At 61.3% G+C, this 26,445-nt stretch carries 31 protein-coding genes; 17 read left to right on the top strand and 14 right to left on the bottom strand.

Features of this window, described 5'->3' with window-relative positions; all coding sequences use genetic code 11:
* The first annotated feature begins 25 nt into the window (after positions 1 to 25).
* From RPS27_RS38770 to RPS27_RS38760, 3 genes are all read left to right on the top strand, one after another.
* A complete protein-coding gene (locus tag RPS27_RS38770; RefSeq protein ID WP_212068872.1) occupies positions 26 to 313 on the top strand; it encodes a hypothetical protein in 288 nt (95 codons plus the stop codon).
* A 42-nt stretch (positions 314 to 355) separates the two neighbouring features.
* A complete protein-coding gene (locus tag RPS27_RS38765) occupies positions 356 to 772 on the top strand; it encodes a hypothetical protein (protein ID WP_212068873.1) in 417 nt (138 codons plus the stop codon).
* A 346-nt stretch (positions 773 to 1,118) separates the two neighbouring features.
* On the top strand, positions 1,119 to 1,355 hold the full coding sequence (locus tag RPS27_RS38760) for a hypothetical protein (protein WP_246776488.1): 237 nt from the start codon (positions 1,119 to 1,121) through the stop codon (positions 1,353 to 1,355).
* A gap of 15 nt (positions 1,356 to 1,370) precedes the next feature.
* On the opposite strand, the gene RPS27_RS38755 is transcribed toward RPS27_RS38760, so the two are convergent.
* Positions 1,371 to 1,901, bottom strand: a complete 531-nt coding sequence (locus RPS27_RS38755) for a hypothetical protein (RefSeq protein ID WP_313755081.1) — start codon at positions 1,899 to 1,901, stop codon at positions 1,371 to 1,373.
* A gap of 366 nt (positions 1,902 to 2,267) precedes the next feature.
* Here RPS27_RS38755 and RPS27_RS38750 point away from each other — a divergent pair, with 366 nt between their 5' ends.
* The 3 genes from RPS27_RS38750 to RPS27_RS38740 all read left to right on the top strand — a co-directional run bounded on the left by RPS27_RS38750 (position 2,268) and on the right by RPS27_RS38740 (position 3,321).
* Positions 2,268 to 2,621 (top strand): hypothetical protein, encoded by a 354-nt coding sequence (locus RPS27_RS38750; protein ID WP_313755080.1) that lies wholly within the window; start codon positions 2,268 to 2,270, stop codon positions 2,619 to 2,621.
* 145 nt (positions 2,622 to 2,766) lie between these two features.
* Positions 2,767 to 3,009: a hypothetical protein gene (locus RPS27_RS38745; protein WP_212068874.1), complete on the top strand. Its 243-nt coding sequence runs from the start codon at positions 2,767 to 2,769 to the stop codon at positions 3,007 to 3,009.
* Positions 3,010 to 3,078: 69 nt separating this feature from the next.
* Positions 3,079 to 3,321 (top strand): hypothetical protein, encoded by a 243-nt coding sequence (locus tag RPS27_RS38740; RefSeq protein WP_212068875.1) that lies wholly within the window; start codon positions 3,079 to 3,081, stop codon positions 3,319 to 3,321.
* Between the two features lie 34 nt (positions 3,322 to 3,355).
* Here RPS27_RS38740 and RPS27_RS38735 read toward each other — a convergent pair whose 3' ends face one another.
* Complete coding sequence (locus tag RPS27_RS38735) at positions 3,356 to 3,730, bottom strand: hypothetical protein (RefSeq protein WP_212068876.1); 375 nt, start codon at positions 3,728 to 3,730, stop codon at positions 3,356 to 3,358.
* A 456-nt stretch (positions 3,731 to 4,186) separates the two neighbouring features.
* Here RPS27_RS38735 and RPS27_RS38730 point away from each other — a divergent pair, with 456 nt between their 5' ends.
* Positions 4,187 to 4,561 (top strand): hypothetical protein, encoded by a 375-nt coding sequence (locus RPS27_RS38730; protein WP_313755079.1) that lies wholly within the window; start codon positions 4,187 to 4,189, stop codon positions 4,559 to 4,561.
* 3 nt (positions 4,562 to 4,564) lie between these two features.
* On the opposite strand, the gene RPS27_RS38725 is transcribed toward RPS27_RS38730, so the two are convergent.
* Positions 4,565 to 5,227 (bottom strand): hypothetical protein, encoded by a 663-nt coding sequence (locus RPS27_RS38725; RefSeq protein ID WP_313755078.1) that lies wholly within the window; start codon positions 5,225 to 5,227, stop codon positions 4,565 to 4,567.
* 62 nt (positions 5,228 to 5,289) lie between these two features.
* Positions 5,290 to 6,027, bottom strand: a complete 738-nt coding sequence (locus RPS27_RS38720) for a metallophosphoesterase family protein (protein WP_211419594.1) — start codon at positions 6,025 to 6,027, stop codon at positions 5,290 to 5,292.
* Positions 6,028 to 6,217: 190 nt separating this feature from the next.
* On the opposite strand from RPS27_RS38720, the gene RPS27_RS38715 reads away from it, so the two are divergent.
* Complete coding sequence (locus RPS27_RS38715; protein WP_211419593.1) at positions 6,218 to 6,844, top strand: transglutaminase-like cysteine peptidase; 627 nt, start codon at positions 6,218 to 6,220, stop codon at positions 6,842 to 6,844.
* 11 nt (positions 6,845 to 6,855) lie between these two features.
* Here the strand turns inward: RPS27_RS38715 and RPS27_RS38710 are convergent, their stop codons facing one another.
* From RPS27_RS38710 to RPS27_RS38700, 3 genes are all read right to left on the bottom strand, one after another.
* Entirely contained in the window at positions 6,856 to 8,130 is a 1,275-nt protein-coding gene (locus RPS27_RS38710) for a hypothetical protein (protein ID WP_313755077.1), read from the bottom strand.
* A gap of 152 nt (positions 8,131 to 8,282) precedes the next feature.
* Entirely contained in the window at positions 8,283 to 8,552 is a 270-nt protein-coding gene (locus RPS27_RS38705) for a hypothetical protein (protein WP_313755076.1), read from the bottom strand.
* Positions 8,553 to 8,626: 74 nt separating this feature from the next.
* Positions 8,627 to 9,190: a hypothetical protein gene (locus RPS27_RS38700; protein ID WP_313755075.1), complete on the bottom strand. Its 564-nt coding sequence runs from the start codon at positions 9,188 to 9,190 to the stop codon at positions 8,627 to 8,629.
* Positions 9,191 to 9,467: 277 nt separating this feature from the next.
* Between RPS27_RS38700 and RPS27_RS38695 the strand changes: the two genes are divergently transcribed.
* Positions 9,468 to 10,670, top strand: coding sequence for a polysaccharide biosynthesis/export family protein (locus RPS27_RS38695; RefSeq protein ID WP_259218979.1), 1,203 nt, complete (start codon positions 9,468 to 9,470; stop codon positions 10,668 to 10,670).
* A gap of 292 nt (positions 10,671 to 10,962) precedes the next feature.
* Complete coding sequence (locus RPS27_RS38690; protein ID WP_313755074.1) at positions 10,963 to 11,424, top strand: hypothetical protein; 462 nt, start codon at positions 10,963 to 10,965, stop codon at positions 11,422 to 11,424.
* Between the two features lie 220 nt (positions 11,425 to 11,644).
* Here RPS27_RS38690 and RPS27_RS38685 read toward each other — a convergent pair whose 3' ends face one another.
* The 4 genes from RPS27_RS38685 to RPS27_RS38670 all read right to left on the bottom strand — a co-directional run bounded on the left by RPS27_RS38685 (position 11,645) and on the right by RPS27_RS38670 (position 14,431).
* Positions 11,645 to 12,217, bottom strand: a complete 573-nt coding sequence (locus RPS27_RS38685) for a hypothetical protein (protein ID WP_313755073.1) — start codon at positions 12,215 to 12,217, stop codon at positions 11,645 to 11,647.
* Between the two features lie 46 nt (positions 12,218 to 12,263).
* On the bottom strand, positions 12,264 to 12,935 hold the full coding sequence (locus tag RPS27_RS38680; RefSeq protein WP_313755072.1) for a hypothetical protein: 672 nt from the start codon (positions 12,933 to 12,935) through the stop codon (positions 12,264 to 12,266).
* A gap of 58 nt (positions 12,936 to 12,993) precedes the next feature.
* On the bottom strand, positions 12,994 to 13,323 hold the full coding sequence (locus RPS27_RS38675) for a hypothetical protein (RefSeq protein ID WP_313755071.1): 330 nt from the start codon (positions 13,321 to 13,323) through the stop codon (positions 12,994 to 12,996).
* A gap of 901 nt (positions 13,324 to 14,224) precedes the next feature.
* Positions 14,225 to 14,431 carry an XRE family transcriptional regulator gene (locus RPS27_RS38670; protein WP_313755070.1) on the bottom strand — a complete coding sequence of 69 codons (207 nt, stop codon included), beginning with the start codon at positions 14,429 to 14,431 and terminating at the stop codon, positions 14,225 to 14,227.
* A 130-nt stretch (positions 14,432 to 14,561) separates the two neighbouring features.
* On the opposite strand from RPS27_RS38670, the gene RPS27_RS38665 reads away from it, so the two are divergent.
* The 7 genes from RPS27_RS38665 (at position 14,562) to RPS27_RS38635 (ending at position 23,807) form a co-directional block, all read left to right on the top strand.
* Positions 14,562 to 15,401, top strand: a complete 840-nt coding sequence (locus tag RPS27_RS38665; protein ID WP_313755069.1) for a YqaJ viral recombinase family protein — start codon at positions 14,562 to 14,564, stop codon at positions 15,399 to 15,401.
* Positions 15,382 to 16,512: an ERF family protein gene (locus RPS27_RS38660; RefSeq protein ID WP_313755068.1), complete on the top strand. Its 1,131-nt coding sequence runs from the start codon at positions 15,382 to 15,384 to the stop codon at positions 16,510 to 16,512. Before RPS27_RS38665 ends, RPS27_RS38660 begins: the two co-directional genes overlap by 20 nt.
* A gap of 287 nt (positions 16,513 to 16,799) precedes the next feature.
* Positions 16,800 to 18,137 (top strand): O-antigen ligase family protein, encoded by a 1,338-nt coding sequence (locus tag RPS27_RS38655; RefSeq protein WP_313755067.1) that lies wholly within the window; start codon positions 16,800 to 16,802, stop codon positions 18,135 to 18,137.
* A gap of 144 nt (positions 18,138 to 18,281) precedes the next feature.
* Positions 18,282 to 18,905 (top strand): hypothetical protein, encoded by a 624-nt coding sequence (locus RPS27_RS38650; RefSeq protein ID WP_313755066.1) that lies wholly within the window; start codon positions 18,282 to 18,284, stop codon positions 18,903 to 18,905.
* Between the two features lie 280 nt (positions 18,906 to 19,185).
* On the top strand, positions 19,186 to 21,444 hold the full coding sequence (locus RPS27_RS38645) for a polysaccharide biosynthesis tyrosine autokinase (protein ID WP_313755065.1): 2,259 nt from the start codon (positions 19,186 to 19,188) through the stop codon (positions 21,442 to 21,444).
* Positions 21,445 to 21,502: 58 nt separating this feature from the next.
* Positions 21,503 to 22,201 (top strand): hypothetical protein, encoded by a 699-nt coding sequence (locus tag RPS27_RS38640; protein WP_313755064.1) that lies wholly within the window; start codon positions 21,503 to 21,505, stop codon positions 22,199 to 22,201.
* 481 nt (positions 22,202 to 22,682) lie between these two features.
* Entirely contained in the window at positions 22,683 to 23,807 is a 1,125-nt protein-coding gene (locus RPS27_RS38635) for an acyltransferase (RefSeq protein ID WP_313755063.1), read from the top strand.
* Between the two features lie 33 nt (positions 23,808 to 23,840).
* Here the strand turns inward: RPS27_RS38635 and RPS27_RS38630 are convergent, their stop codons facing one another.
* The 3 genes from RPS27_RS38630 to RPS27_RS38620 are packed head-to-tail and all read right to left on the bottom strand — an operon-like array spanning position 23,841 to position 26,435.
* Complete coding sequence (locus RPS27_RS38630) at positions 23,841 to 24,422, bottom strand: hypothetical protein (RefSeq protein ID WP_313755062.1); 582 nt, start codon at positions 24,420 to 24,422, stop codon at positions 23,841 to 23,843.
* The gene (locus RPS27_RS38625; RefSeq protein ID WP_313755061.1) at positions 24,419 to 25,192 is read right to left on the bottom strand and encodes a methyltransferase domain-containing protein; all 774 of its coding nucleotides are present in this window, start codon (positions 25,190 to 25,192) and stop codon (positions 24,419 to 24,421) included. Before RPS27_RS38625 ends, RPS27_RS38630 begins: the two co-directional genes overlap by 4 nt.
* A 37-nt stretch (positions 25,193 to 25,229) precedes the next feature.
* Positions 25,230 to 26,435 (bottom strand): O-antigen ligase family protein, encoded by a 1,206-nt coding sequence (locus RPS27_RS38620; RefSeq protein WP_313755060.1) that lies wholly within the window; start codon positions 26,433 to 26,435, stop codon positions 25,230 to 25,232.
* Between the last annotated feature and the right edge of the window lie 10 nt (positions 26,436 to 26,445).

Raw genomic sequence — 26,445 nt, 5'->3', positions numbered from 1 at the left:
TGGATCATGAACGAGGGTCATTCAAATGATTGATCAACGGCACAACGCACCCCGCAGGTATTTCGTCGACGCACAAGGGCATCGTGTTCTGATCGGCCTGTCGCTGCAGGAGACGGCGGAATTCGAAGCGCTGGATGTCGCAGCAGAGACGCCGCAAATCGTGACCGAGACCTACATGGGCAAGGGAGCCGCCGCGGTTGACGACGTTCGATGGCTTGAGCTCTACTCCAAGCACGAAGGCGCCTGGCGGGTGTGGATCGCACGGAGCCACGCGGCGCGGACGCCGGATTTAGGCTTTGTTAACTATGTCTGACCGATGGTAGCCGCCTAAATCTCGAATGTGGGGATGGCCCAAATGTTTCAGCTGTTCCTGAGAGCGCGCGCACACAATCTTCTCGGCTCCCGCCGCGAGGACAAAGCGTTCAAGGCCCGCTCCGCGGAGCGTGACGCGGAGACCGACCGCACGCGGATCGGTGCGGTCCTGGCGGCGATCGAAACGGCGTTGCAGGAAGCGGAGAGAGAGCAGGCCGGCCTCAACCGGCGTGTCGATGACGCACTTGCGCGTGCATCCGTCACCTTCGGAAACGGCACCGACGAGTATCTCGAGCGCGAGGCGCTCGACAATCATCACCAGGACCTTTTTGCGGCCGACATCTCGAATGGCCAGCGCCGGCTCAAGGAATTGGCGACCAGCATTGCGCACCTGAAGTTCGTCAAGACCGCAATGCTGACGCGCTTCCCGGACTTCAAGCCGCCGCAGCTCAATAGCTAGGATAGCGCGCGCCGCCCTGCGGCCATCCTTCGAGACGCCGCCGTTGGCGGGCCCTCGGGATGGGGGACCGTGTGCGTTGTGCAGTTTCAACGAGCCGGGATGCCGCTTGGCCTCATCCTGAGGAGGCGCGTCAGCGCCGTCTCGAAGCACGAGGCGCGCGCGGCTCGAGCCGCAGCCAAGCGTCATATGGCCCTGCGCAGCAGAGGATCGATCACATGACAATTCGGCGCCGCTTTGCCGTTTGGCGCCTCGATCCTTTTTGCTATGGTTCCGGCAAACGTTTACGGTTCATGGGAGCAACAAGGTGCCGGTCAGAAATATGCGAAGATTGGTTGGATTGGCGTGCGTGTTGACCCTGGCTGCGCCGGCAACTGCGTCGGCGATCACCGCGGAAGTGGCGCGCGCATGCGACGCGGCGGTGGCCAAGGCCTTTCCGCCCAAGCAAATCGGCAACCCGGCGGCCGGGAGCACCAAGGGCACCTCTAAGGACCGGCGCCAATATTTTGAGAAATGCGTCGCGAACAACGGCAAGGTCGATGACGCTCCGGCGGACGCGCCCAAGGACAGCAAGCCCTCAAAGTGAGAAATCAGGGTTCGGCTAGCGCCGCGGTGGCGGACAGGGCGAGTAGAACGCGCCGTTCGCCGCATTGATGCGTTCGACACATTGATTGGGATCGGTGACCGTTCCAGCCACCGTGAAGTCGTAGCCCATGCCCTTGATCACCACGACGTAGCGGCCGGGAGTGAGCGTAAAGCCGTCCTGCTCCGGTTGCAGCAACAGCATCCTCTGCTGATCCTCGACCGGTCCCACCTTGTAGGGATAGGACATGCTGCGAATGACCCAGGAATCGCCCGCGCTGACCATCGCGGCTTTCCCGGTGGCATCGACGCCCATGGCGCGTGAGACTTTCGCCACGACCCGAACTTCGGTCCCGCTTGCATCGACACCACCGTCGGGCCTGAACACGATGAACTTGACGTCGCCGTCCATCAGCGTGGTCGCGCTCGGCGTGTTGATGGCCGCCGAGATCGCGACGCGGCGGTCTGGAATCTTGCCCGGTACCGACTTGAGCTCATGGAGCTGGCCCTCGCTCAAGGCGTAGACGCCGAACGTCGTCGGCAGAGGCATCGAAGGTTGTGCAGCCTGCGCCGGCTGATTCTGACTATCCGGGGTCCGTTCAACAGCCTCGCTCACCGCGGGAGGCGGACCGGCGCCCGGCTGAGATTGCGGGCCGTTCGGTGCTCGGTCGGGCGGCGGCACTGTCTGCGACAAGTTGGTCAGTTGTGACTTCAGCCGAGGCCAATAGATAGCTGCGGTCGCGCCCCCGCCAATGAGCAGGAGGATGATTGCCAGTCGAACCAGAGATTTGAAGGCGCCGCTTCGTTTGGGTCGGTCGAGCGAATCCGCAGGACGGCGCGGCGCTCCCGTGTCCTTCGGGCTGGACGGCGCAGCCGAAACCGGTGACGGCCCCGGAACGGGTGGGGGAGTCGGAGTTTGGACCGTCGCGGTCACCGGAGCGGCGGTTGCCGCGACCAGTTTCTGCTGTTCCGCCGCGGCGCTGCGCTCGAAGGAACGTTCGACCTCCTTGATGGCACGTTCGAGGACCTGCTGGAGCTCGCGGGATTCCCGCGCCTCGGTGTGAGTGAATTGCTCCAGCAGCTTGACGCGCGCCAGCTCATAGACGATCTCCCGCATCTGCTGGGGATCGTCGGATACGGCGCGGATGCGGCTCGACAGGAGACGGATAAACCCGGCTTTGATCTGTTGCGCCGAGGGGGCGTTGGCCGCAGTTTCACCGGAGTCGGTCATCAAGGCGATCAAGTAGCCCGGATAAGGCCATTTCGCTAGGTTTTTCCGCCTGAAACCTCGCGATCGAGGCAGCTCTCCCGCGGATCAACGGGTCTGCCGACGTCCCTCTCGGTCCCTTGAAGGCGCTTGCTTTTAGGGGAAAACCTGTGACATTTCGCCAAGCTCCTCTTTCCGGTGTTCAACCATGCGCGGCGTTCTGACAGTCCTCTCGGTCTTGACCTTCCTGGCCTCGCCTGCCGTTGCGCAGGGGATCAAGGATCAGGCCAACACCACGAGCTCCAGCATCATCACGACGCCGACGAAGAAGGCGCAAACCGCCCAGGCGGCGTCCCGGCCGACCGCGGTCCGGCATGTGACGGGGCTTCCGGCCGGAAAGTCGGCCCAAGGCGTCTGGCGCGACGGCAAGCTGGTCGCCGTTCCCCGCTGAGGCTGCGACCCAACGAAGCGTGAAGGAACGGTGATCGCCTCCCTGACGTTCACGCTCGGGAGATATCATATGAAACGACCAGTTCTGATCGCCATTGCGTTGCTTGTGCCCGCCGCTGCCTGGGCGCAGGGCGTCAACGACCCTTCGACGCCCAACCGCAACGTGACCATCGTCAATCCGTCGCAGCCCGCGCCACCCAATGCGACGCGGAACATCCCGAGCCGGATCGAGCCGCCGGTCACCACCGGGAGCGGACGCGCCCGCCCATACTATGGGAGCAGAACCCGGGGCAGCGCGTCGAGCCACCGCTAGCCGCGCCGTTCACCGTTCGCCGGCCTCCTGGCTATTACGGGTTGACCTCGACCTCCAGGGTCGAAGTTCCCGAATCATGTCGGTTCTTGCCCGAAATCAGCAGCGTGAACTTGTCGGTGCCGCGCGTTTCGTTTTCCGCCGAATAGCGGAAGCCGGACCCGACCACGGCCAATTGTCCTCGCGAGGGGCCGCTGACGACCGACACGTTGAAGATCTGCATGTAGGACCAGCGCAGGCCCTGGATGCACTCCGCGCCAGGCGCGATTGACATCGTCCATCTCACCGTATCGTGCGACAGGGCAAACGGCGTCCGTTTCTTGATGCAGAGCGGGCTGGCGTGCGCCGCAAGGCCCGACACCACGGAAGCCGCGACGGCAATACCTGACAGCAATAAGGGTCTTGCACGCATGCCCGGCAACTCCACGAAGGGGATGCCGAAAGCTAGCAGCAAGGAGCTAATGAGGTCTTAGAAGAGAGCCGTTGTCCGTTCCGGCGCGGATCGCGGGTTCATCGGCCATCAGCCGGGCCCTCTCTCCGGGCCTTCTCTCCGGGCAACGCCGGTCTGCGCTCTGTTTTGCCCGGGAAGTTAATCTCGATTTCGGAAAGTCGTAACCCATTGATTTGATGGGGGCCGGCTACTGTGCATGGGGTTGTTTTTCGATTGACCAAAAACGAAATCCTGCCCGCGAATTCGCTTCCTTGCAATTGGCAAAGCGATAGACTGAAAGCCTTGCGCCCAAGCGTTTCCGGCCAATCGCCGTTGTTTTGATGTGTCTTTGGATTTATCGATATGCGAACCGTTCGACCTGACCAATTGCCAGCTGGCGAACGCCGGCTTGTGGCGCTGGCTGGAGCAGTCGCAACCATGGCCGCTGCGCTCGGTCTCTGTCTCGCCAGTCCGTCCCTGTGTCTTGCTCAGACCGATCCGGAGCCTTCTATCAGCGACTATCTTCCGCCCAAAGAGCCGGAAGTCTCGCGCGACGAATGGCGGCAACGCATCGAGGAGGCGCGGCAGCGGGCCAAGGATGTCTCGCGCGAGCGACGGGAGCATCCTGAGCTCTACAAGCCGATCCCGGAAGATCCGGACCTCGTCGCGACCGAACGTCTGCTCCGCGACGACAGCCTGCAGCGAGGCGACATCGTCACGACCAAGAAGGGCATGTTCGTCTACCAGGGTCGATCCGATCAGCCGCGCCGCGATCAGGATTTTGTGCCGGTCAACCCGAAATCGGTGCGCTGAGGCTCAGTAACGCCGCAGGATCTCGTTGAACTTGGGATCGGTCATTTTCGTGGTGTCGAGCAGCAGCGACTTGCCTTGCGGCGTGGCCTGCACATAGGCCGCGATCAGCAGCGGCTCATAACGGGAGCGATTGGCCAGCGCGGAGCGGATGTCGGATCGCGCCAGCAGCTTGATCTCCTCGTCCGTCGCGGCGGCGCCCGAGGTCACGGTCCGGACGCGGGCAAAGGCGACGTCGATCGGCACCGATCCGGTCAAATAGGACATCTTCACCGCCGCCGTTGCCGCCTCGCCGGCCTGGGCCTGCAGCGTGCCGAGCGTGAGCCAGAGCGCGGGCCTGATCGGCGAGACCTTCAAGGCCGAGACCACGGCGGCCTGGGCGGCCTTGTTCTCGCTGGCCCGTCCGCCTGCATCGACTGCGGGCCGGTGAAGAACGTCAGCGGCCTTCGCCGCCGCGTAGTTCGCGAGCAGGTCCCCATCCAGCGAAAACGATGCCAAAGCACCGCCGGCCGCCAGCTTCGCTTTCTCCGGCGGGATCTCGCCCGAGAACAAATCACTGGCGCGAAAATCCGGTCGGACGAAATCGCCGTAGAAGGCCATGGCGGCATGAAGCGCCAGCAGGACCGCGGCGCAAATGCCGATGACGCGAAGCAGGATCATGCGGTTCATGGTGGAATCGACGCGGCCTGTGAGGGCAAAGCAAATACGGGATTGAAGGGAAAGCGGGGACCTTAAATTGCCATCAGACTATCGCCCTGGATCGTCAACAGCGTCAAGTTGCCGGTCGCGTAGGCGCCGGTGTCGATGTTGATGCGGTTCGGGCGAATGTCGGGCACGCTGACCGGCGTATGACCGTGGACGATATATTTGCCGAAGCGCTCCTCGGACGCCAGGAACTCCTCGCGGATCCAGAGCATGTCTTCATCCTTCTGGCGCTCGAGCGCGACGCCGGGCTTGACGCCGGCATGGACGAAGAAGAAGTCGCCGCAGGTAAAGGACGAGGGCAGTTGCTGCAGGAAGGCCAGGTGCTCCGGCGGCAGCGCGCGCTTCAGTCCGTCGATCAGCTCGACCTGCTGCTCCGCGGACGGGTTCATGGTCGGCGTGATGCCGTAGGAGACCAGCGTCAGCAGGCCGCCATAGTGGCGCCACTCCTGGAGGCGGGCGGGGTCCTTGAGGACCTCGAGCAGGAAGACCTCGTGGTTGCCCTTCAGGCAAACCGTCTCGTGCGATTTCGAGCGCGCGATCAACAGATCGAGAACGGCGCGGGAGTCCGGGCCGCGGTCGACATAGTCGCCGAGAAAGACCTGAATGGCCCGCTCGGGGGCGGAGCGGGCAAGATCGGCGTCGATGACGGTTAACAGCGATTGAAGCAGATCGGCGCGGCCGTGCACGTCGCCGATTGCATAGACGCGAATGCCATCGGGGAGCCGAGGCTTGGTTTTCTTTCGAAAGCGCGAGGAAAGGCCCATCAGGTCGGTCGAATCGCATCCAGCGTCACGAGCGGAACGTGATCGCTCTTAGCAGAACAAGTTACACATCGGTATTCTTAATTGTTTCCGACCAAGTCGTCCGCATTTTGATTAAAGGATCGTGCGGCCTTTGAGCCGTATTTCAAGACGTCTCGCGTAGCGTCTCCTCAACAAGAACGGGGAGCGCGACATGCGCAAGATTGTAAAGTTCCTGGCGGCCGTCGCCGCGATCGTTGGTGCTGCAGGGGTGCAGCAGCGCGCTGAAGCCGCTTTCGTTGGCGCGCCCTTGGGGCTGCGCGGCGCCATCCAGTACATCAAGTTCGACCAGCCGACGCTGGCGCCGATGGCCTTCACGCTGTTTTGCCTGAAGTACAAGGACGAGTGCAAGCCGCGGCCGCAGCAGATCGTGTTCCGTGGCGGCCGGCTGAAGCTCACGGCGGAGCGGATGGCGCAAATGCAAGAGGTCAACCGGCAGGTCAATACCGCCATTCGTCCGGAGGCCAATCTGGAAGGGTTGCGCGGCGAGAAATGGCTGCTGCATCCGACCAGCGGCGACTGCAACGACTACGCTGTGACAAAACGCCACGAATTGATCGCCATGGGCTTTCCGGCGCGCTCGGTGCTGCTCAGCGAGGTCGTGACCACCTGGGGCGAGCATCATCTCGTGGTCGTGGTGCGGACTTTCTCCGGCGATCTCGTGCTCGACAATCTCTCCGGTCACATCCTGCCGTGGTCGAAGAAACCCTATCGCTGGGTCCGCATTCAGTCGCCCAAGAACCCGAACTACTGGGCTTCCCTCGGCGATCGCGCGGTCTGATCACCCGCGCTCTATCGTGATCCGGACTGGCCGACGCTCTGCGACAGGCCCAGTCCCACGATCACCGCAAGACACAGGATTGCTGCGGGCCGCAGCAATCCGGGACCTGCAAAGCTCTGAACCAGCGCAAACAGAACACAGGCCGCGGCGGCCGCAGGGAAGAACGAGTCGCGTCCGCGCTGCAAAGCACCGAAGAACAGCCGTACCAAAGCGATCAGGGCTGCCAGCACCGCAAGAGCGAGACCGAACGCTCCCATGCCGGCGAAGATCGCTGTTGCCGTCGACGGCGCCGCCAAGGCCGCTCCGGCATCGCTCTGATAGATCCTGCCGACCGCCGAAAACGTTCCTGCGCCCGCGCCGAACCAGCGTGTGTCGGCCAACATCCGCTCCAGCGCAGCGCGCGTTTCCGCGCCGATGTCGGGGTTGAGCCGCAGGAGGATCGGCCCGGAGCTCTGTTCGAACAGGAAGGTCAAGACAATAGCCGATCCGATCAGCGCGGCGGCGGCGAGCGCGCTCGCAGCCAAGGGCGACAGATCAAGCCGGCGGATGACGAGGACCAGAAGGATCAATACGACGCCAAAGCCCGCGGCGATCGCGTTGTTGGTCCCGGAAAGGCCGAACACCGCAGCTGCGCTGATCAGGGCTCCGGCAAAGCCGAGCAGGCCAAGCATGATCGAGCGTAACAGCGAGTGATGCGTTTCGGCCCGCTCCGCAGCAAGCTGCATCACGGCAAGATTCAGGACGAGGCCGAACCCTGCCAGGGTCGTCGCGAACTCGGACGTTGCGGTAGCCCCCGCAATGGCCGGCGAGAGCCGGTGCAGATCCAGGGTCAAGGCGGAGACCGCTGTGATGCCGGCGAGGACAAACAGGACAAGCTCGGCGCGGCCGCGATCGCGGACGACCACAATGGTTACGCCGAGCAGCGCGGTTGCTGCCAGCGCCAGCATCAGCGCGGTCAGGGTTAAGCCAAGATCGGCGGTGACCGGCCCGAACGGGAGGCCACCAAGTGCGTCGCGAGCGCTCGCCCAGATCGGATGCCCGAAGCCCAGCGGAAGCGGCATCAGTTGCGCGGCGATCAGCAGCGGAATGGCGATCAGGATCCAGCGGGCCCAGGAGGTCGCGCGGACATGGTGGTCGTAGTCGGCTTTTCGCGCGCTGAGCGTGGCTGCCAGCAAGCTCAGCGCGGCAGCCATCATCCCGAGCTGCGCACCGAACTTGGCGCCGGCGATTTCGAGAGCGGATGCGGAAACGATGGAAACGATGAGGGCAAAATAAGCGAGGGACAAACGGCGCGCTCGATACGGATTCCTAAAACGATCAGGTCACCATACAAGCGAGCGGGTGGTTTTCAAGCAGAGGTCGGCCCGGGGCCAACAACTTGCCTGTGAGCCTTCGCATGCGGGCGAACGGTCGAGCGCAAGAGATTAGCTGAGGGAGATCAGCGAGCGCTCTTGACCGGACGGGCGAACACGCGCGCGGCCCGGGCGGCGGCAAGGCTGAAGCGAGCGGCCGAGCCAAAGAGGTAGCCGGCCTGGAGCGCAATGGCTGCAAAGGCCGCAGCCTTCAGGCCGTCGAGGACGCCAAGACTGGTCATGACCGGCAGCACGGTGAGCACCAGGGCGAATGTGACCGGCAGCAGCACCAACACGCGAAAGCGTTGGCCCAGCACGGCACCTACCAGAAAGCTGAAAATCAAAAACGCGGTCATCCGAAACACTCCGTGCTTCGGACCCTAGGTTCCCCACCCTAAAAAGACCCTTAAGCTGTATGGCTAAATTTGGCCTATAGGCCGCAATTTGCCAGCAGCGAATGATAGGCCTCCCGCAAGCCGTTCAGGCCCACCATACCTTTGATCTCGCTGTCGCTTTCCTTAACCACCACCGACAGCGAGGTCGACGTCTGCCATTTGCCGGCGGCAAAGGCCGAGACCTCGTCGGGCAGCAGCACGGCAGCCCCTGCGGCGGCCATGCTGGCGTCAACGGTCAGGGTGCCGCCGCCGCTCGCGGCGATGGTGACTTTTGGACGGCTTCTGGGCGGGAAGGGCCGGATCAAGGCAACCAGAACGTCGATCTTGCCCTTGGGGGCGCAGCGCACGATGAGGCCGGCGAAGTCCGGGTCGGATTGGGTGGTATCCGCGGTCTTGGTGATGGCCGCGAAGCTCTCGCCGTCCTTGCCCCCTTGCGTGCGGCTGAACTTCCAGACGGAGGAGGGAGTGGAGGTCGCCACCTCAACGACGGGGGCGATCGGACACGAGGGCTGTGCGCAGGAGGTAGCCCCGTCCGCGGCGCGATCGGCGCCGCCAAGAAGCGATCCTGCCAAAAAGGCGAACAGAAGGAGGCCAGACACGAGGGAATCCTATCCTGATGGGTTCCAGCGTTAGCAGACGGACGGGAGGTCAAGAAGGCCGGTGCTGGCGTGCCGGGCCCTCCGCCTGGGCGGATTGCCCGCGGACCGGGCACACGAAATACAACAAATAGTCACAAAGGGTTAAACCAAGCCCCAAAGCGTGACCCGCACGCAACAGTCACCGGTGATTGCACCGTTAACCATTCAGGAACCCTTGTCGCACCGCCCCCAGCGCCGTACCAATCGAGTCTAATTGGGGTCTCCTGGGGCGCGATTGATGCATTCCTTTGCCAAGTCATATCTTTTCAAGCCGGCATTTCTGGCAGCAGCTTTGGCGCTCGGCGCCTGTTCGACCAATCCCGGCTCCGGTCCGCTGACCGACGACGTTAACAACAAGATCCAGACCGAAAACGCGCCGGCCTATGAGCTGGTGCCGCTCAATCCGGCCACGGTGAAGATCCTGCACACGCATGAGCCCAAGGGGCTCGCCGGCGTGTTCACCGACCGCCGTCCGCCCGCCAGCATCGTGTTCGGCATCGGCGACGTCGTCAGCGTCACCATCTTCGAAGCCGCGGCAGGCGGTCTGTTCATCCCGGCGGAAGCCGGCGTCCGTCCCGGTAACTATGTGACGATTCCGGATCAGTCGGTCGACAATGACGGCTTCATCACGGTGCCCTATGCCGGCCAGATCAGGGCCGCGGGCCGTACGGCGGTGGAGATCCAGCGCTCGATCATCGAGAAGATCGGCAACCGCGCCATCGAGCCGCAGGCCGTGGTGTCGATGTCCTCGCAGCGCACCCAGCTCATCAGCGTGCTCGGCGAAGTCAATTCGCCGGCGCGTTACCCGGCGAGCGCGGCGGGCGCGAAGGACAAGGTGCTCGACGCGATCACCCGCGCCGGCGGCATCAAGGGCCAGGGCTTCGAGACCTGGGTCATGCTGGAGCGTGGCGGACGGCGGGCTACCGTGCCGTTCGAAAATCTCGTGATGGCGCCCGAGAACAACGTCTATGTGCGCCCCGACGACAGCATCTACGTCTATCGCGAGCAGCAGAAGTTCCTGGCGTTCGGCGCCAGCGGGCAGAGCGGCGAGTTCAACTTCGATGCCTGGCGCATCAACCTCGCTGAAGCGGTCGGCAAGGCCGGTGGTCTCCTCGATGGTCAGGCCGACCCGGCTGCCGTCTACCTCTATCGCCGCGAGCCGCGTGAGGTTGCGGCCCAGCTCGGCATCGACGTCAGCAAGTACACGTCCGAGACCGTTCCGGTCATCTTCAACGTGAACCTCCGCGATCCGGGTGGCTTCTTCCTTACCACCAAGGTCATGATGAAGAACGGCGACGTGATCTACGTCTCGAACTCTCGCAACGTCGAAGTTACGAAATTCCTGCAGTTCCTGCGTGTGATCATGGCGACCGGCAGCGATGCGGTGAATCTCTCCAACGACGCCCTGATCTTCCGCAACAACGTGAAGCTGGCGCCGTAAGACGCCAACTTGATCCACCAAACGATGGCACCGGGGCTTTGTCCCGGTGCCATTTTCGTTTAGCAATCGAAGCGGTTGCTGCGCCGACGCGTTCGGGAGCTGGATCAAGGCGCACTGAGCACCTCGTGCAGGTCATCGCTCACTTCGCATTATTGCCAGAGGCTTTAGCTTCATGCGCTTTCGAACGGTCTGGCGCCTTCGGGCTCTCGTCTTCTTGTGTCTTGGGCTTGCGCCGGTCGCGACGGCTCTCGGCGCCGCTGCGGAGCTTGGCGTTCGCCACCGGATCGACGTCATGGTCTCCGCCGAGCCTGATGCGCCGATCTTATCGCGTCTGAAGGGAGCCAAGGGTGAGCTGTCGTTTACGGTCCGGCTGTCGGCGAACTCCAAGGAGAGCAAGTTCTTCGGCATGCTGCGCCCGTCTTTCCCCGATATTGTCGTCCCTGACGGCGCGGGCAAATTGCTGGTCCAACAGACCAAGCTGTGGGAGGAGGACGTCTGCCATCAGCGCCGCGGCCTGCCGAAGGTCACCGTGACCCAGCTCGCTGGGCATTTTGCGGAAGGTGAGGGGCGGATCGAGATTTCGGCCATCAACCGGCACATCGGCGTCCTGGTCCCGCCCGATGAATTAACCCCCGGAATAAAACTCGATCAGGGGAGTGATAGCTTTGGGCTATTCTACGCGTTCCGGGCGCAGACCCGGAACAGCCGCCTCAACGTGGACCTGAAGATCTATCCGATCGATTGCTTCCTCTAGGGACCCTTTCAAACAAGATGCGCTTGGGGCGCTTGACGTTCCGAAGAACCCTAGTTGCTGGGTTGTGATGGACCTCCCGCGGCGACGGAAAACCGCCGAACAATTGATGTCGTTGAGATCTTTGGCTTCGTTTGGCCAAACGGCGCAGCGATGGGCAATTCAACTTACAGGAGAAATAAGGCATATGCACATCCAGAGATAGTGAAAAGACCAGGCCCTCTCATTCGCCGCCGCAAGGCCGACGCTGGCGCGCGTAATCGAGGGCGCGGATGGCAAATTTGCGCTTCGACAGCGCGCGGCGCTCATAGCGCTCAAACAGCGCAAGCTCCTCGGCATGCTCGGCCAAGATTAGCACGGACTTGGCCGAGCTCTCCGCCCCTGGCACCCCCCGGTCCGTGGAGTCATCCGGCATCGCGGTGAGCGGGCCTGCGGTGCGGCCCAAACGCGCGACAGCCGTCACCTCTATCCGCAGATTGATCTCGCACTCCGCTGCCGGATTGCTGAACGCATCAACCAAGACTTGATGACGCGTCCGCCGCGCCCGGGTCAACACCGCCTGGGCCGCCGCCACATCGCGGGCAAGCGCCAGCAAGTCCTCGTCTGAACTTTCACCGACAAGTTCGCGGGCGAGCGCCTCTACCTCGTTCGCCAGCACCGGATCGGCCAGCGCCGCCACCGCCAAGCCGTGGCGCCGAGCATTTTGCGACGAATGGCTTTTGCCGCGAGCAGTTTTGGGGCCGGTGCTGGCGCGCGCGTTGGCCCGATTGGCGGCCTGTTTTTTGCTGCTGTTCATTACGGCGCCTATCCGTCCGCGTCCGGTCGCGGCACGTCCGATGACCTTAGCCGATCGCGCCTGCGTCTAGGGTTTCAAGCATCTCGCGAAGGTTTGCCCCGACGAGGCGATGGCGGTCGAACTCGCGGATGATAGCGTTCCGGCGGCTTTCGATGCTCGCCAATGCGCGCTCGAGCCGGTCGATCTCCTCGAGCTCGAGCAAAAATGCTCGGGCGGCGACGGCAGCGGGCGTGGCACCGATCGCGGCGAGCTGCCTTTCCACTCCTTCACGGGCTCCTGCCTCGCCCGCCGACCATTGGGCGACCAGCGTCCGTCTGGCATCCGGACCGGCTTCTGCATCAGGGACAGTCGCGAGGACTTTGGTGAGAAAGGTCGGCGTCAGGTCGGCGAGAAGATCGGCTCTGAAGCGGCGGGCACGCCGGACCTCCCAGGTCAGAAAGGCGAGGTCCCAGGTCCAGATCTCCTCGATCATGCCCTGCGGCGCGAGGTCGGCCACGATGCACGCGAGCAGCTCGTCGAACTCGGCCGCGTTGTCCCCGGGCAGTATCGGCGCGGGTCCAAACAGCCGGTAGAAGCGCTGCAGCGCACCGGGCGGCTCCGCGGCGCTGCCGTGCGATCCGGGATGCCCGCGCGGCCGGCCGGTCCCCTGCAGCGCCTTGGTCGCGAGCTGCGACCCGCTCAAGTTCGGTGACGAAGCGTGCTGCAAGCGCGGCGTCATATCCTCTCAAGCCCTCCGATGCCGGACCGTTGCGATTGGATGGCTCAGCTTCATCGTCTTATTCCTCAGCAACGTCGGCGGCTGGAACTTGGCCGCGGGCCAGGATCTGGTCGAGCTGCTCGAGTTCATGATCCGTTAGTCTTTTCACGTCGATGACGAACTCGCTCTCGCCGGTCGCCTGGATCACTAAAACCGGCGTGAACCGCGGATGGAGATACGCCGCCGCGGCTTTGGCCATGTCGCGACGAAAATTCGGGCCACGCCTGAAGTCGTTCAATTCCTCCAGGAAGAAGTCCAATGGAAAGAGCCGGTAGCGAGCCCGAAGAGCGCGAAGGCTGCTATCGATCCTTTTGTCAGAGGCGCGCTCGGCGTTATTCCGCTTGGTCATGATCCTCTCTCCACTTCGGCGTGTCCGGACAGCGGTACTTGCGCTCTCGGCCGCCCGCTGGACTCGCGCAAAATCTGAGTGTGCTGCAACCTTCCGCGCGAAAATAGTCACAACGATTTTTCGTCAATGAAAAATCAGCGACGCGGGCGCCCTCCGCGCGGCGCTCCGGATTCGGACCAGGCCGAGGCATGTAGAAGGCGGATGACGTGCTCGCGAATTGCGCCGGCGCGCCGTGCTGATAGCCCAAACTGGTTGCTACCAATGACCACCAAATCCTTTTTCGACATCGTGCGGCGCTCGGGTGAGCTGGAAATCAAATGAGCCGCAAATTTCTCGAACTCGCGTTCCTGGCGTGTGCGGCCAAAGGGCGCGGAGCCCGTGAGGCCTTCGGCCACCAAAGCGTGCTGCTGCTGCAGTGTTGGCCGGCCAAGGACAGGCCGACCCGCGGCGGTGCTGGCCGCAACCAGCCGCACCCGACCAGAGCGCTTCTTCTTCGCCGGTGGCACGTCATCACCTCGCGTCGTCACTCATTCATTCACCGCGCTCGCGCTGCTCCCGCATCCCCGGCCTAAGCGCCTCAGCCATTGTGCTGCCGCGGTCGTTCTTGGCGCTGAGCGAATATTTTAGCATAGAAATTTTCGCGGGGGGCGGTCGCCCGCAAGCCCTCTCGCGCCGGGTCGCACCAAGCGCTCGCCAATGGCAGGGCAGAGGCCCGCCGGCTCATTATGGCAGGGAATGCGAGCGCGGTTTCTCGCCGCGCCCGCACGGCGGTTCCGATGCGGGGAAAAGTTCAGCCGATGCCCGGGCCCGATGCTCACAAGTCGGGAGCCTTGCCAGCGGAGGCTCGCAGTTCGCATACAACAAAGTTATCCGACGGCCAACTTGATGGTGTCGGGCCGCCCTATTTCTGAGATTTTGACCTTGTGGCCTTCCGAAGACGAACCCCGAGGCCCCCGCCGTTCTCGTCAATGAACTGCACGCCAGCCGCCTCCAAGGCCTGCTGCATCTTCATGATCGCTTCGTCTGAAACGCTTCGACGTTCTCGTTCGAAATCAACAACGGTCGATAAGCCGACCTTTCCCACCGTCGCCAGCTGCGGCTGGGTCATATCCAGCAGCGCTCTTGCTCCTCGACATTGAGACGCGGACATTCGCTTCAACATTTTATGTTGACATCTCCAGGCTCTCCAAGTATCAACATTTTATGTTGATTTTTTTCAAAGTGAACGGGAGAGTGCCGTGATTCCCAACCAAAGACATCAGGATTCTTTTGCTTCAGACCGCCGCGCCTTCATTGGCGGCAGCGATGCTCGGATCATTATGGCCGATGACGAGGCCGCTCTGCTGCGGCTGTGGCAGGAAAAACGCGGCGAGATTGAGCCGTTGGACCTGTCGGGCGACCTCCTAGTTCAGCTCGGCAACGCGACCGAACCTCTCAACCGCTACTGGTATGAGAAGAACACTGGGCACACCGTCCGCCATGTCCAGCGCCGCGTCACGCACCCGGTGCACCGCTGGATGGCGGCGACGCTCGATGGCCGAGTCGAGGCAAGCGGTGCGGTGTTCGAGGCCAAATTCATGTTGCCGTGGAATTTCTCCGAAGAGGCGGCGGCCGAAAAGCACATGGCGCAGCTGCAGCACAACATGTGGGTCACGGCTGCGCGCGCAGCTGTGCTGTCGATCATCACCGGAGGCGGCAAATGGGTCGAGCTGACGATTGCCGCCGATCCGCTCTATCAACACCTTCTGCTGACCGCGGAGAAGAAATTCTGGTGCTGTATCGAGAGCGGCGAGCGCCCCCACCTGTTCGGCATTGAACCGCCGCGACCCCGGGTCGAGGCCACTCGAACCGTCGACATGAGCGCCTCCAATGCTTGGGCGGAATTTGCCGGACTGTTCCGGCAGACGCGAACCGCCGCGCTACAGCATGAGCGGGCCAAGAACGAGCTGAAGGCCCTGGTGCCGGAGGATGCCAGAGAGGCGGCCGGCCATGGCCTTCGTGCCAAGCGCTCGAAATCCGGCGCGATCAGCCTCGAGCTCCTCAAAGATGAGCCGCCCCATGCAGCGTTCCAGCCCTAACATCGGCGCGCTGGCCGCCGCGCTGGCCAAGGCGCAAACCAAGCTACAGAACCCGCCGAAATCGCTAACCGCAACCATCGAGACGCCGTTTCCGCGCGTGAGCCAGCGCTCATTCCGCTACGCCCCGCTATGTGCCGGCCTCGATATTGCCCGCAAATGCTTAGGCGAGCACGAGATCGCAGTCGTTCAGGCGACGAACTTCGACCGCGACACCGGCTTGATCCATCTGACGACAACGCTGGTGCACGCTTCTGGCGAGTGGATCGCGTCGGAGTGGCCGGTGTGCCCGGCGATCGACACCGCCGCACCGCACCGGATGGGCGCCGCGTTGACCTATGCAAGGCGCTATGCCCTGTTCACGCTGGTGGGAATCGCCGGCGAAGATGATATTGATGCGCCCGATCTTGCCATCACCGTGGGCGCGCCATCCCAGGCGAACGCACCCGTTGCGGCTAGCAACGGCCTGGACGGCGAGGCAAGTGACGCCGCCCCGCGGGCGCGGCCACTATTGAGGCCGCCTGCCGACCTGCGGCAGAGGTCCCGCAGCCAAACCGGGCCGCTTGGCGCGGACGAATCGGCCCGCCGGCGTGATCGCCTGGTCTCGGAAATCGAGAGCTTCACCGATTCGGCCGAGCTCGACGCCTGGTCCCTGCACGCCTGGCGCGAGGTTAATGCCCTGGCGAGCACCGATGGGGCGCGGGTGCGGCAGGCGTTTTCGGCGCGGCTTGGCGCTGGTGAAGAGGTGGAGCACGGCCCCCAACCGGCCTCGCCGCCCACGTCGCAAGACGCGCCGGCGGACCCGGGCGACGGTGGCTTGGCGTTGCCAAAGCTGAAGCGGCAACGAGATCGGCAGCACCTGCGCTTTGTCGCCAAGCAGCCGTGCCTCGTCTGCGGGCGCCAGCCCTGCGATCCGCACCATGTGCGCTTTGCCCAGGCACATGGTCTCGGCCAAAAGGTCAGCGACGAGTACGCGGTGCCGCTGTGCCGGGCGCATCATCGCGAGCTCCACCGCGCCGGACGCGAGACCGAGTGGTGGTCAACATTGGGCATCGAGCCGCTGCCGGCCGCGCGCACACTGTGGCTCGCCACCCGCCCAAGCGCCGGCGCTTAAGAAAGATCCCGCCGTGGCGGCGCGCGGCCGCTTGTGCGACAAGAGGGTTGCGGCGGTAGCCTTGATCCCGGTACACGGCATCGATGTGGGATCTGAAGATTTATCCGACAATCTCTGAGGGGCTTTCACCGAATACGATGCGCAGGGGCCGGTTGAACATTAGGGGGTTGAGGACACTACCAGCTACCCTTATTCTCTTATTCGTGGCCGCCGGCGCGCCATTCCCGTTCGGCTCGACCAATGATTTGTCGATCGCGTTCTGGTGCCTGTGTCTCGGGATCGCGGTGATGTTCGCACCGACGCGCGATCTGCGCCGACCGCATCGTTGGCTGCTCGCCGGCATCGGCGTCATCGTCGCCGCTTACGCCTTGGTGCTGCACGAGCAGCTCTCCGACCATCCCTGGGTGGCGCCGTTCCAGCCGATCTGGAAACAGGCGTCGGATCTTCTGGGCGTGCCGATCGCGCCGTCCGCGTCCATCGTGAAGAACGAGGCGTTCTTCGCGCTCGGTGCGCCGCTCGCCAACATCCTCGCCATCGTGCTCGGCATCACCGTCGGCGCCGATCGCGAGCGCGCGCGCCGCCTGCTGTGGGTGCTCGCGATCTCGGGCGCGGCTTACGCGCTCTACGGCGTGCTGTCGTTTTTGATCGAGCCCACCATGATCCTGTGGCGGGACAAGACGGCTTATCTTGGCAGCGTCACCGGCACCTTCATCAATCGCAACACCGCCGCGGCGTATTTCGGCTCCTGCGCTTTGATCTGGATGCTGCTGATCCTCGAGGATGTCCGCCGCCGTCTGCCGGAGCGGCACGTCGAATGGCGGCGCCTGTCGCTCGATCTGCGCACGATCCCGCCACGGGAGATCCTGCCGCATCTCGCCAGCCTACTGATCTGCCTGATGGCCATGTTCATGACGGGATCGCGCGCCGGCGTCGGCCTGTCGCTGCTCGCGATGATCGTCTCGTTCACGCTGTTCCTCAGGAAAGACCTGCCGCCGCGCACCGGCATCTGGATCTCGCTCGGCTCGGGCGCGGCGGTCGCGCTCGGCCTGTTGCAGCTGCTCGGCGGCCGCGTCTCCAGTCGGTTCGACAGCCAGGGCCTGGTCGACGAGGGCCGCATCGAGGCCTGGAAATCGACGCTTCGGATCATCGGCGACAATCCCTGGTTCGGCACCGGCATGGGCACCTTCCAATGGGCCTTTCCCCCGTACCGCAGCCCCAACATTTCGATTCGCGGCGTGTGGGACGCCGCGCATTCGACGCCGCTGGAGCTTGCCTCCGAGGTGGGCATCCCCATGGCGCTGCTGGTGGCGCTGGGCTGGGCCGTGATGCTGCTGGTTCTGGCCAGGGGCGTGTTAGGCCGCCGGCGCGATGCCATCATCCCGCTGGCGGCGGTGGCGACCGCGACGCTGTCGCTGCTGCATTCCTCCCTGGACTTCACGCTGCAGGTGCCCGGCTACAGCATTCCATTCTTTGCGCTTTTCGGCGCGGGCCTGGCGCAGTCCTTCCGCACCAAGGAGGGGCGCCAGATGGCGGAGGCCGGCGCCACCAGCCGGCGAGGCGAGGGCCGCCAGACAACCGCTGATGCTGCTGCGAGCCGGGTCCCCGAATTTCACAAAAGTGTCTAGATTTGAAGCAGTTGTGCCGTTTACGAAGTCTTTAGAATAAGTGGACAGCTCTTTTCTCTTCCGCTAGGTTCCTGCAACGAGCACAGCCATTTGCCCGGGGCCGAGGACGCTTATCGGGGGCAGCTGATTTTTGGAGGTTTGTTTATGAGCGTTATCAAGATTGCGCTTCGCATGGCTGCCGCCGCGGCCCTCGCCGCGACGATTTCGTCGGCCGCCAGCGCCGCCGTTTACCCGCCGCAGCGCCAGCTGCCGGCCACCGTCATTTCCGACTTCAAGGCTGCGCCGAACAGCCTGCTGCAGCAATATCCGACCGGCGGCCCGCAGCTGATCTCGCGCGTGCGCGACCTCGGCGCCTCCGATCCGACCACGCTTCCGGGCCTGATCGCGCTTCTGAAGGATCCCGCGACCACCAAGGACCAGATGCGCGCGATCGTCGGCGGCCTCGCCCAGGTCGCCCGCATGGCCGCGCAGGCCGACCAGGCTTTCGCCAATGAGATCCAGGCCGCGATCGCCGGCACCCAGAACCCCGACGTGATCGCCGCCTACCAGGCCGCGACCGGCGACGTCGCGATCGCCGCGACCGGCGGTGGTGGCGGTGGCGGCAGCTCCGGCGCGGGCGGACCGGTCGGCAATCCCGGCAACACCGGCGGCTCGAACAACGGCGCGCCGAGCTTCGGCGGCTTGCATTACGCGACGACAGTGAGCCCGAACGCGAGCGCCGGCGTGAGCGGCACCACCAACGCCGCCAACCGCATCAGCACGCGCTGACCGTAATTGCCCGGGGGCGAAAAGTCCCCCGCGGCCTCATTCGCGATCTAGTCAAGGCGGCGCTTCATGGCGCCGTTTTGTATTTTGGCCGTTAAGCTTCCTGCAAAAAGTCGCGTAAGCCGCGCGTTGCACTGCATCGAGCGCGTTCAATTGCAGGCAGGGTTGTGCTAGTGTTGCGCGCAGCGCGGGTTTTGGCATCCGGTTTGCTCCGGACATAGCCGGGTTCTGGCGAACATTGATCCCAAGAACACAACATGGATCTATTTTCAGGAATTGCTAGATGCTGCAAGTGAATAAGCCGGCCTCGGAGATCAACCGCCAGATTGTTGAGGTCGAAAGCTCTCCATCGCAGACGCTCAACCATTACTTTGAGATTGTCCGACGCCAGTTCCCCACGATTCTGGCAATCCTGTCGGCATGTATCATACTTGCCGTGCTTTATTTGTTTACGGCTTCGCCACAGTTCACCTCGACTGCCTCGATGGTGATCGATACACGCAAGGTCCAGCTGTTCCAGCAGCAGTCCGTGCTCGGCGACATCGCGGTCGATTCGGCGACGGTGGAAACGCAGGTTGAGATTCTAAAATCAGAAAACATCAGTCTGGCGGTCATCAGAGATCTGCATCTGATTGATGATCCTGAATTCACCGGCAGTGGCGGCGGCTTGCTCGGCGCTGTCTTCGAATTCGCTAGTACGATCTTTTCTTATGGACAGCCGACATCTGAATTCGAACTGACACGCAAGGCACTGGAGCGCTTCGAGAAGAATCGGACCGTCAAACGTCTGAGCCAGACCTATGTGATGGAGATCGGCTTTACTTCAAAGGATCCGGCCAAGGCGGCCCAGATCGCCAATGCGATTGCAGACGCCTATATCGTCGACCAGCTCGAGGCGAAATACCAAGCTACCCGTCGGGCCAGCGTCTGGCTGCAGGACCGTATCAAGGAGCTACGCACTCAGGCCTCCGCCGCGCAGAAGGCCGTAGTCGATTTCAAGACTGCGAACAACATCGTGGACACCGGCGGCCGGCTGATGAACGAGCAGCAGCTCGCCGAGGTCAACAGCCAGCTCATCATGGCGCATGCGGCGACCGCCGAGGCCAAGGCGCGGCTCGACCGCATTAACGACATCCTCAAGCAGGACATTCCGGACGCTAACGTGGCCGACGCGCTGAAGAACGACACCATCGTAAAGCTGCGCGGCCAATATGTCGACATGGCTTCCAAGGAATCGATCTGGGCGATGAAATACGGCTCGGATCACTTGGCGGCTGTGAACCTGCGCCGGCAGATGGCTGAGATCAAGAAGAACATCATTGACGAGCTAAAGAGGATTCAGGAATCCTACAAGAGCGACTACGACATCGCCGTCACCCGCGAGGAGAGCATTAAGTCGAGCCTCGCCAACGTCGTCTCGGAGTCCCAGCTCACCAACCAAGCCCAGGTTCAGCTGCGCGAGCTGGAGAGCAACGCGCAGTCTTACCAAGCGATGTACGACAATTTCCTCCAGCGCTACATGGAAAGTGTGCAACAGCAGTCTTTCCCGATCACTGAGGCCCGCGTAATCAGCGCGGCGACGACGCCCCTCAAGAAGAGCTATCCTAAGTCCGCAATTATTCTCGGCGCGGCGTTATTCGGTGGATTTCTGGTCGGCTTCGGCGTGGCCCTCGCACGTGAATTTATGGACAAAGTTTTCAGGACCACCGGGCAGGTGGAGGAGGTGCTGGGTGCGAACTGCATCGCTATCCTGCCGTCTCTCTCAGGCGGCGCCGTCGGGCCTTCGACGTTCCGGAACAAAATGACAAGGAAGAGCGACAATCCTGCACCGGATCTCTTGCGCTATGTGGTTGAGAATCCGTTGTCACGCTTCGCAGAGGCTGTTCGCTCACTGAAGGTGGCAGTGGACCTCAATTCTATCGTGCGAGAAAACCGTGTGCTGGCGGTTACCTCGACTCTGCCGAATGAGGGCAAGAGCACGCTGTCGACCAACCTCGCACAGCTGATGGCACATAGCGGCGCGCGGGTGATCCTGGTCGATTCCGATCTGCGCAATCCCTCGCTGTCGCGCGCGCTGGTGCCCGATGCCAAGATCGGTCTGGTCGACGTCGTCGCGCAGAAGGTTCAGCTCGAAAAGGCGCTGTTCGTCGATCCTGAAACCAAGCTCTCGATTTTGCCGGCGGGCACCACCTCAAGGCTTATGCACACCAATGAGATCCTCGCTTCCAAAGCGATGCACGCGCTGGTCACCGAGCTCCGGTCGAAATTCGATTATGTGGTGCTCGACATGCCTCCGATGGCGCCCGTCGTCGACGTGCGCGTGACCTCGCCCTTCGTGGATTCCTACGTCTTCGTGGTGGAATGGGGCAAGACCAACATCGACGTGGTCCGGCATAATCTCCGCGGTTCGCCGGAGATTCAGGATAAACTGCTGGGCGTGGTACTGAACAAGGCCGACACCAAGGCGCTGGCGCGTTATGAATCTTACCACGGCCGCTACTACTACCAGAAGTACTATGCCCGATATGGGTATGTCGAATAGAACCAACCGGCTAGGCCGGCTGTGGGTCCGCGGAGCCCTAATCGGATGCGGCGCGCTGATGGCGCTCTGGTCAGCAGCGGCACTCGCTTCCTTCCGAGCGACAGCTCCAGCTCGCGACATCACGGCTCGCATCATTGCAGATGAGCGATTCCGGCCCGGCGCGCTGGCGGATATGCAGACGAAGATGAGCGCCACCTCGACGCTATTGATTATCCAACCAGAATTCGCGCTCGCTCGAGCTCTTGTTGCGGTGAGCTTGGCCGAACAGACTGCGCTACGCATGACTTCGGGCGAGGCCGACCGCGAGATAGGTATCGCCGAAGCAGCGGTTAAATCCTCCCTCTCGCTCAACCCGACTGATTCCTTTCTGTGGTTGATGCTCTATTCCCTGAAGACCACGCGGAGTGGGTTCGGGCCCGACAATGTCAAGTATCTCGATCAATCCTACCTTGCAGCGCCGCTGGATGGATGGATAGTCCTTCGGCGCAGTCGGCTGGCGCTCGCGATCTTTCCGCTCCTGAGCGCGGTCGTCCAGAGTGAGGTAGTCTCGGAATTTGCGGCGTTGGTGGACAGCGGCTTTTTCGACGAGGCAGCTTTCATTTTGACAAATGTTGGCTGGAATCAACGAGAGATTCTGTTGCAAAGCCTGCAGCCGCTCGACCCGCTCCCGCGGGAGGCCTTTGCCAAGAGGTTGGAACAGAATGGCGCAAAAGTTCGCGTGCCCGGGGTCGTTAACCCTGAAAGACCATGGCGGTGAAATGATGCATCACTCTGACCAGAAACGCCATCGTGCTTTGCTTTGGACGGCCTTTATCGTGGTCTGTCTGCCCGGTCCGCTATCTGCTCAAACATCTGGTCAATCGAAATTCACGATTCAGAGCCCGGCCGAGCAGGCCGGCGCAGCCATAATCCGAGATGCTCTTAACCGACCCTGTCTCGATGTAGAAGCTGTCGCCAGAGCTCACGTGGTCAATCCAGACGTTCTCGACCACGTCGTGAGTGTTAGGAACAACTGCCCTCGCCTAATCCACGTAAAGCTTTGCTACTATCAAAGCGACCGTTGCAAGGAATTCAGTGTTCAAGGTTACAAGAGGGTAGACACTATTCTCGGCACAATGGCCAAAGTACCGAATTTCCGTTACTCGCTATCTCAAAAATAACGAGCTTAGCCAGCCTGCAACACACTTTTTACGTGCAAATCCCAAATCGCCAATTTTATTAACTGCTGAGAGCTGATTGTGTTTTTCCTTCCTCGCCTTCGTTCATCATCGGATGAACTTCTCAATCTCGATCTCTTAAGGTTTGTTGCTTCGGTTGGCATCGTAGCACATCACTCGATAGAGTTTTTTCTGCCGGCGGAATACCGAGAAGTCCTTCCGGAGCACACGATGGGGTTGGCTTTATTTGTAGATCTTTTCTTTGTCGTGTCAGGGTTTGTGATTGCCTACGTATATCACGACAGGGTTGGGACTATTCGTAACTATTGCACGTTCATGCAGCGCAGAATTGGGCGGCTGGTGCCGCTTCACCTCTTGACCTTACTTGTCGCAATTTTCATTTGGGGGGGGGTGATCATGCTTGGCAAGGCCGCCAATCACATTCCCTCGTTTCAACCCCGGTGCATCGCTCAAACAGCGCTGTTTCTGCACGCAATAGTCGAATGTGACAACGGCTTAACTTTTAACTCGGTCTCATGGTCTATTGGGGCCGAGATGATCATGTACTTGCTATTTCCGGCACTTGCATGGGCGGGGTTTTACTCGAGAACTGGTCTTGCAATGGGGGCCGGAGCTCTTTTGGTTGGGGCCGTGATATTCGACTCGTTCGTCGAAACCACGGCGAGCAGATCATGGGTCGAATTGTGGCCGGCGTTCAGAGCCTTACCTTCCTTCGCGATTGGTTCATCAATGTTCTATTGGCGAGATGCCCTACGGAAGATTCCCCGCGCGGCAAGCTGTCTAGGAGCTTCGCTGTTGCTCCTTGTGGCCGCTATGACTACGGGAGTTTCGCACGTCCTGGTGTTGGCGTTGGTGTACGTCGTAGCCGGATCTGCAGTTGCGGCTGATATGCAAGGCTCGGTGCGTCCCATCGTGAGGAAGATTGGCCCTCTCGGACAGCTGACCTACTCAATGTATATGTGGCATTCGATTCTCATCTTGCTCTTTATGAACGCGATTGGCGATAAGATCCTTCACGCGAAAACCGGTTTGATGCTCGTCATAGGCATGGCCTGTTACGCGAGTATTCTTGGACTTGCCTACATTTCTTTTCTGTTCATTGAGACGCCTGCACGGCGATGGATCGATGGTCTACGTTTATTCTCAGCTTCTCCGCAGCCGGTAACCGCAAAGTCGCTTGGATGAGCGACCGAGCTGCGCGGACCGCTTTTTTCCCTCTCACATAGAGAACTTGCCGATGCAGATCATATCGTGAGACACGCGGAAGCTATATCCACGGCTCTCGACAAATCGGCGAACCGAAGCGAGAGAAGGCCAGCCGTTGATCCAGAGAAATTTCCTGGCGTCATCTACTAAGATTATTGGACTGATCCGCGGATGGTTGAATATGATGTCCAACTCCAAAAACAGCGGGCAGGCGCTTTTGCCCTTCGTCATTCCTATTTGATAGTGCGCGTCGAGCCAAAATAGCGTTGGGCCGGCTAAGCCTGAAATCAGCCCTCCGAGGATATCTTCGCTGGGACCACAGAAGACGGAAATGTTGCTGAACTCGGCGCAATTGTTCTTGGCCACCTCGGCGTTGGCCGGATCAATCTCAATCGTAATTACGCGGTCCACGATCCTCGCTAGTTCCTTGGAAGTGTCTCCATGGTACGATCCTGTCTCAACGAAATTCACCGACCCAGAGCGCTTCGCAAAGTAAATAATCCGATCCCGCTTTTCGAAAGGTGCAAGCAGAATCGAATCGTGAATACGGGTCCAATTGATCAAATAGAACCAGAACTTGAGAAACGATTTCATTTAATGCCTTCGGCGTACGGTTGATTTTGTCGCTTGCGGATGAAGATCATGAGCATCGTTTTTAAGCTTGGCGGCGTGAACTGATGCAGTAGCAGGAACGCGCGATAAATTGAGCGGCGGTTGGCGTGATACCCCGGCTCAGCATCCCAGCCGTAGACAAAGTGTTCAAAGCGCGCCGGAGGGAAGTGCTTCAATAGATCGGCGCGCGTATTGAGGAGGTACACAGCAGGAAAAACATCCTCTTCGAGCCGGTCAGGCTGAGCAGTAGATAAGACGCCATGCTTTACCTTCTCTGGCACAAGCCTGTTTCCCAGGGCAATGTAACCGAACTTATTCGGCGTACGCGCGCAGATCCAGCCGCCTGGCTTGAGTAGCCGCTCGATCTCACGCGCCGAGCCTTCTGGGTCGGCAATGTGCTCGAAGGTAAAGTCAGAGACAATCAGGTCGGCCACGCCATCGGTGAGTTGAACGCATCCACGCTCGTCTAGGACGTGCGCCTCATCCAGCGACGGATTGGTCATTACGGCGCGGTCTACGTCGAGACCTATCACTTTCGAGACCTTTCCCTTGAGCGTACGAAGTGATCGTCGATAATCTGACACAGGGTCGAATTGACCTGCCCCTCGACCTGCACCGAAATCAATAACAACGGAATTCTTATCAACGAGCGCATTCACGCGCTGATAAAACGCGATTGTTCCGTCGATCCGCGTAAACCCTCCGGCCTGCACCTCGGGAAAGAATTGTGAGGTAATCGAATGACTGGACATGGGAGCCGCCGGCTGGAATGAAGACTCGGTTGAAGGGCTAATGTTTGTCACTTATCTGCTTCATACTTGGGTGAATAAGGCTAGTAACTCGCTTAATAGGGGCGTGCAACGCAGCAGCGTTCAGATTGAAGCGCGATCTGGGATATTGGTAAAAGACGTACAGAAAGAGTACGGTCGGGTAGACGTTCAGATTTACAAAGCGATCATTAAACGCCAGCATCGGCACGAATGGCACCAGGTAAAGCGCAGCAGCGCCACCGTACAGCGTCACAACCCCAAATCTCTGTACAAATATAGCCAAGACCGCCAGTCCCATAAAGCCGTAGTAGGCGAGTGGATAAAGAAAGAAATTATGTGGCTGTATAGACCGCAACCGAGTGACGAAGTCAGACCCTGCGCCGAAGAAAGGGTTTTGGATGAACATTTCCAGCGCATTTTCCCAAAACCGCCCGCGGCCGGACGCGCCCGTGCCCTCGCCTCGATAACTATCGTCAAGCAATAATACCTTGTTGGCCAAGCCGGAGAGATCACTGTTCAGGAGGACGGCGATAACCACAAATAATGACAGTACCACTAAGGCGACGCGCACAAGATGATGAACCCGTTTCAGGCTCTGCCAACCCAAGATGGCCTCCGCACAGACGATGCCGAGCTCCGCAGCTCGGCCTTGCATTAGGAACGCCGGCACAAAGAATAGAGGTACGACAAACAGCGATAGGCGAGGTGCCCTCGTTAGCAATGCGGCAAACGCACCACCGAAGAAGATCTCGGCGCCGAGGTTTGGGTGAGACTCGGAGAAATAGAGATATCGGCCATAGACGATCCCGACGCTTCCTCTCGTGGCGAACGCGAGGTACGCCGATGCGTTGACGACCGTGCTGAGGACCAGGCCGCGCCAGTAACTCACGCTGACAAAGTTCAGAGTGATGAAGAGGTTGACGCTGAAAACAAGAATTCTGACGGAGGAGATGGGCTCGACTTCATTTACGACCGCGGAAATTAATTCTGCGAGAAGGAGGGCGTACAGGAACGGCAGACTACAGCGCGCGGCCTCCGTAGCAGGCTTTCGGCGAAGTAAGAGCAGGATCAACTTCACGATGATCGTCGCGCTGTAGTAGATCGACTGATCAATTTCGAACATATAAGACAGAAAAATCAGGCCGTCTGTCGCTCCAGCCATCAAGCAAAGGCGCGCGTCAGCCCGCGTTCCTGGCTCCTCTCTAGAAATATAACTGATTTGCACTTAGTTCTGC

This window comes from Bradyrhizobium sp. WYCCWR 12699 (genome assembly GCF_032144035.1).
Classification (GTDB): Bacteria; Pseudomonadota; Alphaproteobacteria; order Rhizobiales; family Xanthobacteraceae; genus Bradyrhizobium.
The sequence above is the reverse complement of the archived record's forward strand: the minus strand, read 5'-3'. Positions and strand labels throughout refer to the sequence as shown.